We start from the raw sequence: 15,553 nt of genomic DNA, 5'->3' as shown, positions 1-15,553 counted from the left end.
CACACATTTTTCCGCGAAGATTGTTTCGCCGGATATTCTGGGATAACAGATGTAATGGCTAAGTTCACACCTTCATTTTCTGGGGTAAAAGGGCGCGCGCTCTTTTCTCTGTTGTTTATGGCACCTCTGGTACACGCAGTAGCAAACGACGGCGAGACCCTGACCGTTACCGCCGATCCGAATGCGGCCCCCGACGCTACCAGCGGCTATCAGCCCCTGAACACCTCCACCGCCACGCTGACCAACATGCCGATGCTGGACATCCCGCAGGTGGTCAATACCGTCAGCGATAAAGTGCTGGAAGATCAGAACGCGACCACGCTCGACGAAGCGCTGTATAACGTCAGCAACGTGGTGCAGACCAACACCCTGGGCGGCACGCAGGATGCCTTTGTGCGCCGTGGTTTTGGCGCAAACCGCGATGGCTCGATCATGACCAACGGCCTGCGCACCGTCCTGCCGCGCAGCTTTAACGCCTCAACCGAACGCGTGGAGGTGCTGAAAGGCCCCGCCTCGACCCTGTACGGTATTCTCGACCCCGGCGGCCTGATTAACGTCGTCACCAAACGTCCGGAGAAAACCTTCGGCGGCTCGATTTCTGCCACCTCGACCAGCTTTGGCGGCGGTACCGGACAGATCGATGTTACCGGTCCGATTGACGGGACGCGCCTGGCGTATCGCCTGACAGGGGAATATCAGGACGAGGACTACTGGCGCAATTTCGGCACCGAACGCAGCACCTTTATCGCCCCCTCGCTGACCTGGTTTGGCGATGACGCCACCGTGACCGTGCTCTATTCGCATCGCGACTATAAAACGCCGTTCGATCGCGGAACGATCTTCGATCTCAACACCAAAAAGGCCGTCGACGTCGATCGCAAAACCCGCTTCGATGAGCCGTTTAACGTAACCGACGGCCAGTCCGATCTCGCTCAGCTCAACGCGGAGTATCGCCTTAACAGCGAGTGGACCGCGAAGTTCGACTACAGCTACAGCCAGGATAAGTACAGCGATAATCAGGCCCGCGTGATGGCCTACGATTCAAAAACCGGTAATCTGACCCGCCGCGTGGATGCGACCCAGGGCTCGACCCAGCGTATGCACACGACGCGGGCGGATCTGCAGGGGAACGTGGATATCGCCGGTTTCTACAATGAGATCCTGACCGGCGTGTCGTATGAGAATTACGATCTGCTGCGCACGGATATGATGCGCTGTAAGAACGTCAAAGGCTTCAATATCTACAATCCGACGTATGGAAACCTCGACAAGTGCACCACCGTCTCGGCGTCCGACAGCGACCAGACCATTAAGCAGGAGAGCTACTCTGCCTACGCGCAGGACGCGCTGTACCTGACCGATAAATGGATCGCCGTCGCCGGACTGCGCTACCAGTATTACACCCAGTACGCGGGGAAAGGCCGTCCGTTTAATGTGAATACCGACAGTAGCGACGACCAGTGGACGCCTAAGCTGGGGCTGGTGTATAAGCTCACCCCGGCGGTCTCGCTGTTTGCCAACTATTCCCAGACGTTTATGCCGCAGTCGTCCATTGCGAGCTACATTGGCGACCTACCGCCGGAAACGTCGAATGCGTATGAAATCGGCGCTAAGTTTGACCTGTTCGACGGTATTACCGCTAATATTGCGCTGTTTGATATCCACAAGCGCAACGTGCTGTACACCGAAAGCGTGGGTGATGAAACCGTCGCCAAAACCGCGGGCCGCGTGCGCTCTCAGGGCGTGGAAGTGGATCTTGCCGGTTCGTTGACCGAGAACACCAACATTATCGCCAGCTACGGCTATACCGACGCGAAGGTGCTGGAAGACCCGGACTATGCGGGTAAACCGCTGCCAAACGTGCCGCGCCATACCGGCTCCCTGTTCCTGACCTACGATATTCACAATGCGTTTGCCGGGAATACCTTGACGCTGGGCGGTGGCGGGCACGGCGTCAGCCGTCGCTCAGCGACCAACGGTGCGGATTACTATCTGCCGGGCTATTTCGTGGCGGATGCGTTTGCGGCGTATAAGATGAAGCTGCAGTATCCGGTGACGCTGCAGGTGAACGTGAAAAACCTGTTTGATAAGATCTACTACACGTCGTCCATTGCGACCAACAACCTGGGCAACCAGATTGGCGATCCGCGCGAAGTGCAGTTTACGGTGAAGATGGAGTTTTGATTTCAGTGCGGGTGTTTCCCCTCTCCCCTTTGGGGAGAGGGTTAGGGTGAGGGGACATCAGGCCTCAATATCCGCCATATCGCCTTTCTCCTGCAGCCAGTTACGTCGGTCTTCCGAACGCTTCTTGGCAAGGAGCATATCCATCATGGCATTGGTTTGCTGTTCGTCTTCGTCGCTGATCGTCAACTGCACCAGGCGGCGCGTGTTCGGATCCAGCGTCGTTTCACGCAGCTGCATTGGGTTCATCTCGCCCAGCCCTTTAAAGCGCTGCACGTTCGGTTTGCCCTTCTTGCGCTTCAGCTGTTCCAGCACGCCCGCTTTCTCTTCTTCCGTCAGCGCGTAGTACACCTCTTTGCCGAGGTCGATACGGTACAGCGGCGGCAGCGCCACGTGGACGTGACCGTTTTTCACCAGCGTTTTGAAGTGCTTCACGAACAGCGCGCACAGCAGCGTGGCGATGTGCAGACCGTCGGAGTCCGCATCCGCCAGGATACAGATCTTGCCGTAGCGCAGCTGGCTCAGATCGTCGCTGTCCGGATCGATGCCGATCGCCACCGAGATATCGTGCACCTCCTGCGAAGCCAGCACTTCATCAGAAGAGACCTCCCAGGTGTTCAGGATCTTACCCTTGAGCGGCATGATCGCCTGATATTCACGATCGCGCGCCTGCTTGGCCGATCCGCCCGCCGAGTCCCCTTCCACGAGGAACAGCTCGGTACGGTTGAGATCCTGCGCGGTACAGTCCGCCAGCTTGCCCGGCAGCGCAGGGCCGCTGGTCAGCTTTTTACGCACAACTTTCTTGGCCGCACGCAGACGACGCTGGGCGCTGGAGATCGCCATTTCAGCCAGCATTTCTGCTGCCTGAACGTTCTGGTTCAGCCACAGGGTAAACGCATCTTTCACCACGCCGGAGACGAACGCCGCGCACTGACGTGACGACAGGCGCTCTTTGGTCTGACCGGCAAACTGCGGATCCTGCATCTTCACGGAGAGCACGTAGGCGCAGCGATCCCAGATATCTTCCGCCGACAGCTTCACGCCGCGCGGCAGGATGTTGCGGTATTCGCAGAACTCGCGCATCGCGTCCAGCAGCCCCTGACGCAGGCCGTTAACGTGGGTACCGCCGAGCATGGTAGGGATCAGGTTAACGTAGCTTTCGGTCAGCAGCTCGCCGCCTTCCGGTAGCCACAGCAGCGCCCAGTCCACGGCTTCGGTATCGCCGCTAAAGTTACCGACAAACGGTTTTTCCGGCAGCGTTGGCAGGCCGTTTACCGCTTCGCACAGGTAGTCGTTCAGACCATCGGCGTAGCACCACGTCTGGGCGGTATTGTTAACGTGATCGGTAAAGGTGATTTCCACGCCCGGACACAGCACCGCTTTGGCTTTCAGCAGGTGCGTCAGGCGAGAAACGGAAAAACGTGGGCTGTCGAAGAAGCTTTCGTCAGGCCAGAAGTGCACGCTGGTACCGGTATTGCGTTTGCCGCACGTACCCACAATCTGCAGATCCTGCACCTTATCGCCGTTTTCGAACGCGATGTTATAGACCTGACCGTCGCGACGAACGTTCACTTCCACGCGTTTGGACAGGGCGTTCACCACGGAAATACCCACGCCGTGCAGGCCACCGGAGAACTGATAGTTCTTGTTGGAGAACTTACCGCCCGCGTGCAGACGGCAGAGGATCAGCTCAACGGCAGGCACGCCCTCTTCCGGGTGGATATCCACCGGCATGCCGCGCCCGTCGTCGATAACTTCCAGCGACTGATCGGCGTGCAGGATAACGTCGACGCGTTTGGCATGGCCTGCCAGCGCTTCGTCCACACTGTTATCAATAACTTCCTGGCCCAGGTGGTTTGGGCGCGTCGTATCGGTGTACATCCCCGGGCGGCGGCGAACCGGCTCAAGCCCGGTGAGTACCTCAATGGCATCAGCGTTATAGGTTTGCGTCATGATTTAAACTAGCAATTCGCATTGATTGTCAGTGGCTGTGCAGTCCAAGAAAATCGACAATCTGGGTGAAATGATCCTCAAAGCCCGTGAAAGCATGGTTTCCGCCCTCTTCTATAGTCTGGCGGCAGGATGCGTAATACGCCACTGCCTGGCGGTAATCCAGCACTTCATCACCCGTCTGCTGCAGCAGCCAGATGAGATCCGGCGCTTCAAGCGGGTCGACCTGCATAACTTTGAGATCGTAAATATGGCGTGACTCTAGCACATATTGTTGGCCGGTGTAGGGGTTCTCGTTTTCGCCAAGAAAGTCCCTCAGTAGCTCAAATGGCCGTACCGCCGGGTTGACCACCACTGCGGGCAGCATAAAGCATTGCGAGAGCCAGGTAGCGTAATATCCTCCCAGCGATGAACCGACCACGCCAAAGGATTCGCCACCGTGTTCGAGGACGATCGATTCCAGCATCTCCGCCGCTTCCGCAGGGTATGGCGGCAGTTGCGGGACGATCACCTCAACGTGCGGATGATGCTCGCTTAGCCAGTGGCGAAACTGCGTCGCTTTCGCGGAGCGCGGCGAGCTGTTGAACCCGTGAAGATAGAGAAGCGTAGACATCAATAGCCTTCTGAAGCGGTATCGGGGCGGAATTTTGCGCCTGACAAACGGCACACTTCTGTCGTCAGGTTGCCATCGGCATGCAGTTCCAGCCAGCGCCAGCCTGGTGCGATGGTGTCCAGGGTGAAGTTGGCACAATGCGGCTTAAACTGCACGCAAGTGGACGGCGTGGCGAGCATTCTGCGGCCATTCCAGTCGAGATCCTGTTCCTGATGAATGTGTCCGCACAGCAGGTTTTTCACGCGAGGGAAGTTCACCAGCACGCTGTCCAGCGCCGCTGAGTTACGCAGGCTGTGTTGATCGAGCCAGCTGCAGCCCGCCGGCAGCGGATGATGATGAAGCAACAGCAGCGTATTGCGTGCCGGTTCGGCAGCCAGTTTGGTTTCAAGCCAGTCAAGCTGAAACTCGCTTAACTCACCGTGCGGGACGCCAAAGACCTGGCTGTCGAGCAGTAAAATTTGCCAGTGGTCCCCTGCGAAAACACACTTCGCCGGGGAGATCCCCGACTCCAGGAGCGAACTGTACATGGCAGGCTGGAAATCATGGTTGCCGGGCAGCCATACGCAGGGCACGCTGAAGCTCGCGATGCCTTCAGCAAAATGCTGGTAGGCCGCGGAGGACTGATCCTGCGCCAGATCGCCCGTTGCGACAATCAGATCGCAGGCGCGATTTTCGGCGTGAATCGCGTTAAGTACAGCCTGATAGCTCTCCCAGGTATTCACGCCCAGCAGAGTTTCATGCTTTTCGGCAAACAGGTGGGTATCGGTGATTTGTAATATCCTGACTGGCGCCCCACCAGCAACAGTCAGGTTCAACAGGCTTTCCAAATGGTGTCCTTAGGTAGGTTTATGACGCTAACAAACCGGAATCGCCATTGCTCCATGTGCTAAACAATATCTTAGCCAGTCGGCTAAAAACTGGTTAATTTGATGCTTTTCGTCGCGTTGATGCAACTTTTTATTCGGATAATCATACCGCGCTTTGAAGCGAAAGATCTGCTGGCTCGAACACACTTCAGCGACCATCGCGTCGTGATAGAGGCGCACCGTCATCGACGGTAAGCTCCAGTAGCTAATGCTCGGGGCCGTTTGCTCAATCTCCACCAGCGTAGTGTAGCGCGTTGATTCTGTTATCGTTAACCGATACTGCGCGTTGCTCACCTGATAGCTTACCGTTTCGCCGGGTGCGTCGTTTCGCGGCAGCAGGCGGCGCAACTGTGCGAAATTGGTTTCGCACAGGCGCATCATTTCTGGGAAGTCAGGTGTATAGCGCTTCATTTTATCCACTCGTTTCGTAATGTCTGATAATGCAGCTGCAGCCATTGCAGGGCGATGACAGACGCTGCGTTGTCGATTTTCCCCTCTTCTACCCATTGGTAAGCCTGCTCCCGGCTCACCACATGAACCCGAATATCTTCGTTTTCATCAGCCAGACCGTGGATCCCTTCCGCGGTCGTGGCGTCCACTTCGCCCACCATAATGGATAAGCGTTCACTTGTGCCACCCGGGCTTGCCAGATAGCTGAGCACGGGCTTGGTTCTCCCGACAACCAGACCCGCCTCTTCCAGCGCTTCGCGGCGGGCAACGTCCTCGACCGATTCGCCTTCTTCAATCATCCCGGCCACCATTTCCAGCAGCCACGGGCTTTCGCTGACGTCATACGCCGCTATGCGGATCTGCTCAACCAGCACCACTTCATCGCGCACTGGGTCAAAGGGTAGCAAGACTGCAGCATGCCCGCGCTCAAAAATTTCGCGTTTGATTTCGCCGCTCATCTCGCCGTTAAACAGGCGATGCCTGAAACGGTAAAGATCCATTGAAAAAAAACCGCTATAAAGCGTTTCTCGTGCAATAATTTCTACATCGTTTTTGGCGAATGTGACGGGCAACTTCTCTGTTTTTTGCATAAATCGTGTCCTGGTAGCAATGGTGATGAAATGATGAATTTCAAGGCTGTTTGGCTGCCGTTTGTAAGGCTATATGATAGATTGGTGCAAATTACCGCCAGATGGCACGTAACGCCAACCTTTTGGTGTGGATGATTCTGTTAGAATCGGCAATTATTTTTAATTAGATCAGCGCTAATACTGCTTCACAACAAGGAATGCAAATGAAGAAATTGCTCCCCATCCTTATCGGCCTGAGCCTGACGGGCTTCAGTGCAATGAGCCAGGCGGAAAACCTGTTACAGGTCTACCAGCAGGCACGTCTGGGCAACCCTGATTTACGTAAATCAGCGGCCGATCGTGATGCTGCGTTTGAAAAGATTAACGAAGCGCGTAGCCCGCTGCTGCCGCAGTTAGGTTTAGGTGCAGATTATACCTACAGCAACGGTTTCCGCGACGCTAACGGCGTTAACTCCAATGCCACCAGCGCATCACTGCAGTTAACCCAGACGCTGTTTGATATGTCCAAATGGCGCGCCCTGACCCTGCAGGAAAAGAGCGCGGGTATTCAGGATGTGACGTATCAGACCGATCAGCAGACGCTGATCCTCAATACCGCCACCGCGTATTTCAACGTGCTGAGCGCGATTGACTCGCTCTCCTACACCGAAGCGCAGAAACAGGCGATTTACCGTCAGTTGGATCAAACCACCCAGCGCTTCAACGTGGGTCTGGTGGCGATCACCGACGTGCAGAACGCCCGTTCACAGTACGACAGCGTACTGGCCAACGAAGTCACCGCGCGTAACAACCTTGATAACGCGCTGGAATCACTTCGCCAGGTGACCGGCAACTACTACCCTGAGCTGGCCTCCCTGAACGTGGACAGCTTCAAAACTGATAAGCCGCAGGCCGTTAACGCCCTGCTGAAAGAAGCGGAAAACCGCAACCTGGCGTTATTGCAGGCGCGTCTGAGCCAGGATCTGGCCCGCGAGCAAATTCGTCAGGCGCAGGACGGCCATCTGCCAACCCTGAGCCTGAGCGCTTCTACCGGCGTGTCTGATACCAGCTACAGCGGTTCTAAAACCAATACGTCCCAGTATGACGACAGCAATATGGGTCAGAACAAAGTGGGTCTGAGCTTCTCCCTGCCGCTGTACCAGGGCGGTCAGGTTAATTCCCAGGTGAAACAGGCGCAGTACAACTTTGTTGGCGCGAGCGAACAGCTTGAAAGCGCGCACCGTAACGTGGTGCAGACCGTGCGCTCCTCCTTCAACAACGTGAACGCCTCGATCAGCAGCATCAACGCGTACAAACAGGCCGTAGTGTCTGCACAAAGCTCCCTGGATGCGATGGAAGCGGGTTACTCGGTCGGTACACGTACCATCGTTGACGTGCTGGACGCGACCACCACGCTGTACAACGCGAAACAGCAGCTCTCCAGCGCACGTTACCAGTACCTGATTAACCAGCTGAACATCAAGCAGGCTCTGGGTACGCTGAACGAGCAGGATCTGCAGATGCTGAACAGCGCGCTGGGCAAACCGGTTTCGACTTCACCGGAAAGCGTTGCACCTGAGAATCCTGAGCAGGTTGCCGCCGTAGATAACTTCAACGGTGACAGCAACGTGCCAGCAGCACAGCCAACGGCTGCGCGTACGACCACTCCAGCCAGCAACAGCAGCAATCCATTCCGTAATTAAACATTGCCCGATGGCGCTGTGCTTATCGGGCCTACGTTTTCGTAGGCCGGGTAAGCGCAGCGCCACCCGGCGCAAAATCACACTCGAACGTAAGCCAACGTAAAGATCCCCCTGATTCCGCCCCTCTTCGCTTCATTTTCAACCACTCATCCTCTATCCTGAGCGTTATTACCACTGGGTCCTGGAAGACAAACATGAAACGGACAAAAACGATTAATCACGCGTCGTTCCGCAAGAGCTGGAACGCACGTCACCTCACCCCTGTTGCACTGGCGGTCACCGCCGTCTTTATGCTGGCAGGCTGTGAGCAAAGCGACGAAACGGTCTCCATGTATCAAAACGCGGACGACTGCTCGGCCGCAACCGGTAAAGCCGCTGAATGTACGACGGCCTATAACAACGCGCTGAAAGAAGCGGAACGTACTGCGCCGAAATATGCCTCACGCGAAGACTGCGTGGCGGAATTCGGCGAAGGCCAGTGCCAGCAGACGCCTGCTCAGGCAGGCATGGCGCCGGAAAACCAGGCGCAGGCGCAGTCCAGCGGCAGCTTCTGGATGCCGCTGATGGCGGGCTACATGATGGGCCGCATGATGAGCGGCGGCGCGGGCTACCAGCAGCAGCCGCTGTTTAGCTCCAAAAACCCAAACAGCCCGGCATACGGTAAATACACCGACGCCAGCGGTAAAAACTACGGTGCAGCAACGCCTGGCCGGACCACGACCGTGCCTAAAACGGCGATGGCACCTAAGCCGGCGACCACCAGCACCATCACCCGTGGCGGCTTCGGTGAGTCTGTGGCGAAACAGACCTCCATGCAGCGTAGCGCGTCCGGTACCTCGACTCGCTCAATGGGCGGCTGATCATGGAACGAGTCAGTATCACCGAGCGCCCGGACTGGCGCGAAAAAGCCACAGAATACGGTTTTAACTTTCACACCATGTACGGCGAACCGTACTGGTGTGAAGATGCGTACTACAGGCTCACGCTTGCCCAGGTTGAAAAACTGGAAGAGGTCACCGCTGAGCTGCACCAGATGTGCCTGAAGGTTGTCGAGAAGGTTATCGACAGCGATGAGCTGATGACCAAATTCCGCATCCCGAAACACACCTGGAGTTTTGTTCGTCAATCATGGAAAACCAGCCAGCCGTCGCTTTACTCTCGCCTCGATCTGGCATGGGACGGCGTGGGCGAACCTAAGCTGCTTGAGAACAACGCGGATACCCCGACCTCGCTGTACGAAGCCGCGTTCTTCCAGTGGATCTGGCTGGAAGATCAGGTGAGCGCCGGGAACCTGCCGGAAGGCAGCGACCAGTTTAACAGTCTGCAGGAAAAGCTGATCGAGCGCTTTGCCGAACTGCGCGAGCAGCACGGCTTCAACCTGCTGCACCTTGCCTGCTGTCGTGATACGGAAGAAGACCGTGGAACGGTTCAGTATTTGCAGGATTGCGCAGCAGAAGCGGAAGTAGCGACAGAGTTCCTCTATATCGAAGATATCGGTCTGGGGGAGAAAGGTCAGTTTACCGACACGCAGGACCAGGTCATCAGCAACCTGTTCAAGCTCTATCCGTGGGAGTACATGCTGCGCGAGATGTTCTCCACCAAGCTCGAGGATGCTGGCGTGCGCTGGCTGGAACCGGCATGGAAGAGCATTATCTCCAACAAAGCCCTGCTGCCGATGCTGTGGGAGATGTTCCCGAACCATCCTAACCTGTTGGCAGCCTATTTTGCGGAAGACGATCATCCACAGATGGAGAAATTCGTCGTTAAGCCGATCTTCTCCCGCGAAGGCGCAAACGTGTCGATTATCGAAAACGGCAAAACGCTGGAAGCGGTTGAAGGGCCTTACGGCGAAGAAGGGATGATCGTCCAGGAGTTCTATCAGCTGCCGAAATTTGGCGACAGCTATACCCTGATTGGCAGCTGGCTCATCAACGACCAGCCAGCCGGGATTGGCATTCGCGAAGATCGCGCGCTGATCACCCAGGATCTGTCACGGTTTTATCCGCATATCTTTGTGGAGTAAGACTGCGGCCTGGTGCCCTCACCCCAGCCCTCTCCCACTGGGAGAGGGTGCAAACACTAAAAACGGCAACCTGAGGTTGCCGTTTTGCTTTTATTATCCCACCTGCACCGACAGCATGCTCAAACTGCCCATCTCAATGCCATCAACCGGAATGGTAATCGGCTCCTGACCGTCCCATGCGCCTAATACATAAAGCAGCGGCAGGAAGTGTTCCGCCGTCGGGTTAGAGAGCGAACCGCCTTCGTGATCCAGATAGTTCACCAGCGGATGCGCCTCACTCGGGCCTTGCCACGTCAGGTTGGCTTTGACGTAGTCGTTAAACGAGGTCGCCCACGGGTATGGCGTATTCTCACCGTGCCAGCGTGCCGTACGCAGGTTATGCACCACGTTGCCACTCGCCACCAGCATGATTCCTTCATCACGCAGAGTTGCCAGCTTGCGGCCTATTTCCAGATGCCAGGCGGCGGGTTTGGTGCTGTCGATGCTCAACTGCACCATCGGGATATCGGCATCCGGGTACATTTTAATGAGCACGCCCCACGAGCCGTGGTCAAAGCCCCAGGCTTCTTTATCCAAAGTGACCGGGACGGGAGCCAGTAAATCAACCAGCTGTTGCGCCAGTTCAGGCGAACCCGGCGCAGGATAATGCGTGTCGTACAGCGCCTGCGGGAAGCCGCCGAAATCATGGATGGTCTTTGGTGCTTCCATCGCGGTGACGCCCGTACCACGGGTAAACCAGTGTGCAGATACCACCACAATCGCCTTCGGACGCGGTAACGTCTCGCCCAGCTGACGCCAGGCGCGGGTATAGACGTTATCTTCCAGAACGTTCATTGGGCTACCGTGGCCTAAAAACAGTGCTGGCATACGTGAAGAAGTCATGGTGATATCCTTAGAGATATTGGCTATTTGATGGTGCTACATTACGCGCGATCGCGTCCAGATAAACGCAGATAAGCATGAAGATCATCATCAGGAAATTTGAATATCAGGAACAGCGTAGGAGGGATGAATGTCAGTACCTTTAATTCTGACAATACTGGCGGGGGCTGCCACCTTTATTGGCGCGATCCTCGGCGTGCTCGGACAAAAACCATCTAATCGCGTGCTGGCCTTCTCACTGGGCTTTGCTGCGGGAATTATGCTGCTCATCTCGTTAATGGAGATGCTTCCTGCGGCACTGGATACCAGGGGCATGTCGCCCATTCTGGGCTACGGCATGTTTGTACTGGGGCTGCTGGGCTACTTTGCCCTCGACCGCATGCTGCCTCACGCACATCCGCAGGATTTAATGCAAAAAAACGTTACCCCCCTGCCGAGCAATATCAAGCGTACCGCCATTCTCCTGACGCTCGGCATCAGCCTGCATAACTTCCCGGAGGGTGTCGCCACCTACGTGACGGCCAGCAGCAATCTGGAGATGGGCTTTGGCGTCGCCCTGGCGGTAGCTTTACACAATATTCCTGAAGGACTCGCCGTTGCCGGACCGGTTTATGCTGCGACCGGCTCAAAACGCACGGCCGTATTCTGGGCGGGGATCTCCGGGATGGCCGAAATCCTTGGAGGCGTGCTGGCGTGGTTGATCCTCGGAAGTCTGGTCTCCCCCGTTGTAATGGCTGCCATTATGGCCGCGGTTGCCGGGATCATGGTTGCGCTCTCCGTCGATGAGCTCATGCCGCTGGCGAAAGAGATCGACCCGAATAACAACCCCAGCTATGGCGTACTGTGTGGAATGTCGGTAATGGGGTTAAGCCTGGTATTATTGCAGTCTGCGGGCATTGGTTAAAATGAGCCAGCCTCCGTTTAATACGGAGGCTGGCTGGCTAAACATTCAGATACATATAAAAATAACCTGTCTTATCACCAACAAAATAGTTACATACAATAATATTAATTTATGGTAGAAATCTTAAATAAATGCGTTTTGATATTAACCATTTCATGCTTAAATAATGAGAATATGTCGACACTTACATTCAACAGACATTATAGATTAATTTAATCTTAAAATAGCTTTAAGCTGCGGTAATCGCATCCCCCCGCCTTCCTCCCGTATACTCGACATGCGTTCTGAAATTAATATTCAGAGCATGAATTCGTTTGAAAAAGGATAATTTCATGTATATGGGTAAAAAAATTCTATTAGCCGTTGCTATGGCTGCTATCGTATCGGGTTCTGCTTTTGCTGAGGACCAGGGTTCAGGAAAAATCAAATTCAAAGGCGTTGTTATCGATGCGCCTTGCAGCATTGCACCAGACAGTGTTGATAAAGAAATCGATCTCGGTGAAGTAACTACTGATGTCATCAACGCCAACAAAAAGTCTACCGCTGTACCGGTTGAGATCAACCTTGAAAACTGCGAGCTTGACGATCCTGCGGATGAGACTGACACGCCAATTACCAAAGTCGATGTCACCTTCACCAGCTCAGCGACAGACGCGACGGATACCAGCCTGATGACCAACACCTATGCCAACGGCGCACAGAACGTGGGTGTTCGTCTTCTGGATAACGCCGAAGCCAACATTACGCTGGGTGAGGCTAAAGAAGTTGATCTGCTGGCTGGTTCTACCACGCAAACGCTGCACTTCAAAGCGTTAATGGAAGTCCTGGCAGGCAAAACCGCTACGGCGGGTCAGGTCGAAGCCACCGCTAACTACGTTCTGGCGTATAAATAATAACTTCGCATCAGGGTATAAACCGGCTGGCATTTAATGCAGCCGGCATTGCATATGTTTATTTGAGTAACAGGACGATGACATATAAATTACAATGGATAATCATTATTACGTCCCTGTTAATGACGAAACTTTCCTCCGCTACCGAATTTAACATCAATGCCATTGATAAAGATCAGCGTGGCAGCGTTGATTTATCCCTTTTTAAAGATCAAATATCCGTCACGCCAGGCAACTATTTTGTATCCGTTTCAATTAATGATATTCCACTGGCGAACGGCTGGCAGCTTCGCTGGCGGGAGATAAATAATAGCGTACAAGTCTGTATTCCACCCGAGCTGGCCGATACGTTTGCTCTTCAGGACGCCATACGTAGCGCATTGCCTGAAAAAGACGGGTGCATCGACTTTGCGTCAAAACCGGATATTAAATTTACCTTTGAGCAAGCCAGCCAGACATTAAAAGTCACTATCCCCCAGGCGTGGTTACAGTACCGTGCTGCCGACTGGATGCCGCCCTCAACCTGGGACAACGGCGTGCCCGGCGTGCTGCTGGATTACAACGTTTTTGCCAGCCATTATCAGCCAAATGATGGCAGCAGTACCGACAATGTGAACACTTACGGAACGGCGGGTGCCAATATGGGTGCCTGGCGGCTGCGCAGCGATTACCAGTACACGCAAACCCATACAGACACGGGTTCAGAAAATGATGGTCGCTTTTCACGTGTCTATATGTTCCGCCCTCTCCCGTCGCTCGGCGCCAAACTTACGCTGGGAGAAACGGACTTCCAGTCCGCAATTTTCGATGCCTTCACCTATACCGGCGCTTCGCTGATTAGCGATGAGCGTATGCTGCCATGGTCCCTGCGCGGCTACGCGCCGCAGATTACCGGTATCGCGCAAACCAACGCCACGGTAACGGTGAGCCTTGCCGATCGCGTGATTTACCAGAGCAAAGTTCCCCCAGGACCGTTTGTTATTCAGGATCTTAACCAGTCTGTGCAGGGTACGCTGGACGTCAAAGTCACGGAAGAAGACGGACGTGTTAGCACCTTCCAGGTGTCGGCAGAATCGGTGCCTTTTTTAACGCGCAAAGGGCAGGTGCGCTACAAGCTTGTCGCCGGTAAGGCTCGCAAGGACGCCTCACATGACGTTGAAGATAACGCCTTTATGAGCGGGGAATTCTCCTGGGGCATGCTGTCGCAAACCTCCCTCTACGGCGGGACGCTTGCCGACGGCGATCATTACCGGTCAATCGCCGCTGGGATCGGCCAAAATATGGAATATCTGGGGGCGCTCTCTTTTGACGTCACTCAGGCGACCAGTCAACTGCCCCAGCAGAATAGCCAGACAGGCTACAGCTACCGCTTTAACTACAGTAAACGTTTCGATACCACGGGCAGCCAACTGACGCTCGCCAGCTACCGCTATTCGGACCCGCAATTCCTGAGCTACGCCCGTTTTCTGGATTATGACAACAACGACCGCCAGTCTGAAAAACAGACGCTCAGCGTGACGGCAAGCCAGTATATTTCGGCGTTATCGCTAAACCTGTATGTGAACATGCTGCGTCAGACCTGGTGGAACGACTCGCCTTCCACAACGGGCAGCGTGACCGCAGGCTACAACTTTGATCTGGGTCGCTGGAAAAACCTGGGCGTAACCCTCTCGTGGAGTAAAACGCATTATGAAGATGAAGCAGACGATACGCAGTTCTATCTCTCGTTGAGCGTACCGCTCGATCCCGATCATCGTTTGAATTACGACCTGCGCAACAGTGACAGCCTGAGCCAGAACGTGTCGTGGTATGACACATCAGATCGCAATAATACCTGGGGCGTTTCCGCAGGCACCGAGAGCGAGAAGTCAGATGCTGGCGCGCAGGTGAGCGGCAACTATCAGCATTATTCTCCTTATGGCGATCTGAATCTCTCCGGGAGCTATAAGGCTAATGAATACAATTCCCTGAGCGCCAGCTGGAACGGTTCATTCACCTCAACGGCCAAAGGTGCCGCCCTGCACCGCCGCAGCTACGGTAATGAACCGCGCGTGATGATCAGCACCGACGGCGTAGGCAACATTCCGCTGAACATGTCGCGGGATGAAACCAACCGGTTTGGCATTGGCGTTTTACCGTCCATCTCCAGCTATTCGCCCTCCAGCGTGCAGGTCAATATGAACAACCTGCCCGATGGCGTGGACGTGGACACCCGCGTCGTCACCTCAACCTGGACGGAAGGCGCCATTGGATATCGTCAGATTGCCACGCGTGCAGGCAACGATATTGCAGGCATCTTACGCACCGCTTCCGGTACGCCGCCGCTTGGCGCGGTTGTTCGCCTGCTGGAAAACGATAAGCAGATTGCCATGGTCGCTGATGACGGCCACGTCTGGCTCGGTGCCGTCGAGCCAGAGCAACAGTTCCGCGTGACGTGGGGAGACAATCAGCAGTGTCGCTTCGCGTTACCTTCACACCTTGAAAACAGTATGCAGTTGATACTGCCATGTCAGTAAGAA

13 protein-coding genes are annotated in these 15,553 nt (G+C 55.2%); 7 read left to right on the top strand and 6 right to left on the bottom strand.

All coding sequences use genetic code 11. From position 1 onward, the window contains the following. The first annotated feature begins 54 nt into the window (after nucleotides 1-54). Nucleotides 55-2,184, top strand: coding sequence for a TonB-dependent siderophore receptor (locus K5E19_RS14445; RefSeq protein ID WP_221551832.1), 2,130 nt, complete (start codon nucleotides 55-57; stop codon nucleotides 2,182-2,184). Nucleotides 2,185-2,241: 57 nt separating this feature from the next. Here K5E19_RS14445 and parE read toward each other — a convergent pair whose 3' ends face one another. Genes parE through nudF form a run of 5 tightly spaced genes read right to left on the bottom strand, consistent with a single transcriptional unit; the run spans nucleotide 2,242 to nucleotide 6,650 of the window. Next, nucleotides 2,242-4,134 (bottom strand): DNA topoisomerase IV subunit B, encoded by a 1,893-nt coding sequence (gene parE, locus K5E19_RS14440; RefSeq protein ID WP_221551830.1) that lies wholly within the window; start codon nucleotides 4,132-4,134, stop codon nucleotides 2,242-2,244. Nucleotides 4,135-4,162: 28 nt separating this feature from the next. After that, on the bottom strand, nucleotides 4,163-4,744 hold the full coding sequence (gene yqiA / locus K5E19_RS14435) for an esterase YqiA (RefSeq protein WP_221551829.1): 582 nt from the start codon (nucleotides 4,742-4,744) through the stop codon (nucleotides 4,163-4,165). Continuing rightward, entirely contained in the window at nucleotides 4,744-5,571 is an 828-nt protein-coding gene (gene cpdA, locus K5E19_RS14430) for a 3',5'-cyclic-AMP phosphodiesterase (RefSeq protein WP_042714985.1), read from the bottom strand. Before cpdA ends, yqiA begins: the two co-directional genes overlap by 1 nt. Nucleotides 5,572-5,598: 27 nt before the next feature. After that, nucleotides 5,599-6,021, bottom strand: coding sequence for a DUF1249 family protein (locus tag K5E19_RS14425; RefSeq protein WP_003862516.1), 423 nt, complete (start codon nucleotides 6,019-6,021; stop codon nucleotides 5,599-5,601). Next, nucleotides 6,018-6,650 carry an ADP-ribose diphosphatase gene (gene nudF / locus K5E19_RS14420; protein WP_221551828.1) on the bottom strand — a complete coding sequence of 211 codons (633 nt, stop codon included), beginning with the start codon at nucleotides 6,648-6,650 and terminating at the stop codon, nucleotides 6,018-6,020. The genes K5E19_RS14425 and nudF overlap by 4 nt, the downstream gene beginning before the upstream one ends. A 203-nt stretch (nucleotides 6,651-6,853) precedes the next feature. Here nudF and tolC point away from each other — a divergent pair, with 203 nt between their 5' ends. The 3 genes from tolC to K5E19_RS14405 all read left to right on the top strand — a co-directional run bounded on the left by tolC (nucleotide 6,854) and on the right by K5E19_RS14405 (nucleotide 10,355). Then, nucleotides 6,854-8,332, top strand: a complete 1,479-nt coding sequence (gene tolC, locus K5E19_RS14415; protein WP_221551827.1) for an outer membrane channel protein TolC — start codon at nucleotides 6,854-6,856, stop codon at nucleotides 8,330-8,332. A 194-nt stretch (nucleotides 8,333-8,526) separates the two neighbouring features. Further along, complete coding sequence (locus K5E19_RS14410) at nucleotides 8,527-9,192, top strand: DUF1190 family protein (protein WP_221551826.1); 666 nt, start codon at nucleotides 8,527-8,529, stop codon at nucleotides 9,190-9,192. Nucleotides 9,193-9,194: 2 nt separating this feature from the next. Beyond that, entirely contained in the window at nucleotides 9,195-10,355 is a 1,161-nt protein-coding gene (locus tag K5E19_RS14405; RefSeq protein WP_221551825.1) for a glutathionylspermidine synthase family protein, read from the top strand. Between the two features lie 93 nt (nucleotides 10,356-10,448). On the opposite strand, the gene ygiD is transcribed toward K5E19_RS14405, so the two are convergent. Beyond that, nucleotides 10,449-11,237: a 4,5-DOPA dioxygenase extradiol gene (ygiD, locus tag K5E19_RS14400; protein ID WP_221551824.1), complete on the bottom strand. Its 789-nt coding sequence runs from the start codon at nucleotides 11,235-11,237 to the stop codon at nucleotides 10,449-10,451. 130 nt (nucleotides 11,238-11,367) lie between these two features. Here ygiD and zupT point away from each other — a divergent pair, with 130 nt between their 5' ends. The 3 genes from zupT to K5E19_RS14385 all read left to right on the top strand — a co-directional run bounded on the left by zupT (nucleotide 11,368) and on the right by K5E19_RS14385 (nucleotide 15,550). Next, nucleotides 11,368-12,141 (top strand): zinc transporter ZupT, encoded by a 774-nt coding sequence (gene zupT / locus K5E19_RS14395; RefSeq protein WP_221551823.1) that lies wholly within the window; start codon nucleotides 11,368-11,370, stop codon nucleotides 12,139-12,141. A gap of 332 nt (nucleotides 12,142-12,473) precedes the next feature. Further along, nucleotides 12,474-13,034, top strand: coding sequence for a fimbrial protein (locus tag K5E19_RS14390; RefSeq protein ID WP_221551822.1), 561 nt, complete (start codon nucleotides 12,474-12,476; stop codon nucleotides 13,032-13,034). A gap of 77 nt (nucleotides 13,035-13,111) precedes the next feature. Then, nucleotides 13,112-15,550 carry a fimbria/pilus outer membrane usher protein gene (locus K5E19_RS14385; protein ID WP_409334605.1) on the top strand — a complete coding sequence of 813 codons (2,439 nt, stop codon included), beginning with the start codon at nucleotides 13,112-13,114 and terminating at the stop codon, nucleotides 15,548-15,550. Nucleotides 15,551-15,553 lie beyond the last annotated feature (3 nt).

It is taken from the genome of Enterobacter sp. RIT637 (assembly GCF_019718755.1).
Classification (GTDB): Bacteria; Pseudomonadota; Gammaproteobacteria; order Enterobacterales; family Enterobacteriaceae; genus Enterobacter.
Note: the sequence above shows the minus strand (reverse complement) of the source record. Positions and strands in the feature narration are given on the sequence as shown.

Excerpts from the sequence above, each read along its gene's own strand:
- K5E19_RS14445 (WP_221551832.1), top strand. The coding sequence starts at position 55 with ATGGCTAAGTTCACACCTTCATTTTCTGGGGTAAAAGGGCGCGCGCTC.
- parE (WP_221551830.1), bottom strand. The coding sequence starts at position 4,134 with ATGACGCAAACCTATAACGCTGATGCCATTGAGGTACTCACCGGGCTT.
- yqiA (WP_221551829.1), bottom strand. The coding sequence starts at position 4,744 with ATGTCTACGCTTCTCTATCTTCACGGGTTCAACAGCTCGCCGCGCTCC.
- K5E19_RS14425 (WP_003862516.1), bottom strand. The coding sequence starts at position 6,021 with ATGAAGCGCTATACACCTGACTTCCCAGAAATGATGCGCCTGTGCGAA.
- nudF (WP_221551828.1), bottom strand. The coding sequence starts at position 6,650 with ATGCAAAAAACAGAGAAGTTGCCCGTCACATTCGCCAAAAACGATGTA.
- tolC (WP_221551827.1), top strand. The coding sequence starts at position 6,854 with ATGAAGAAATTGCTCCCCATCCTTATCGGCCTGAGCCTGACGGGCTTC.
- K5E19_RS14410 (WP_221551826.1), top strand. The coding sequence starts at position 8,527 with ATGAAACGGACAAAAACGATTAATCACGCGTCGTTCCGCAAGAGCTGG.
- K5E19_RS14405 (WP_221551825.1), top strand. The coding sequence starts at position 9,195 with ATGGAACGAGTCAGTATCACCGAGCGCCCGGACTGGCGCGAAAAAGCC.
- ygiD (WP_221551824.1), bottom strand. The coding sequence starts at position 11,237 with ATGACTTCTTCACGTATGCCAGCACTGTTTTTAGGCCACGGTAGCCCA.
- zupT (WP_221551823.1), top strand. The coding sequence starts at position 11,368 with ATGTCAGTACCTTTAATTCTGACAATACTGGCGGGGGCTGCCACCTTT.
- K5E19_RS14390 (WP_221551822.1), top strand. The coding sequence starts at position 12,474 with ATGTATATGGGTAAAAAAATTCTATTAGCCGTTGCTATGGCTGCTATC.
- K5E19_RS14385 (WP_409334605.1), top strand. The coding sequence starts at position 13,112 with ATGACATATAAATTACAATGGATAATCATTATTACGTCCCTGTTAATG.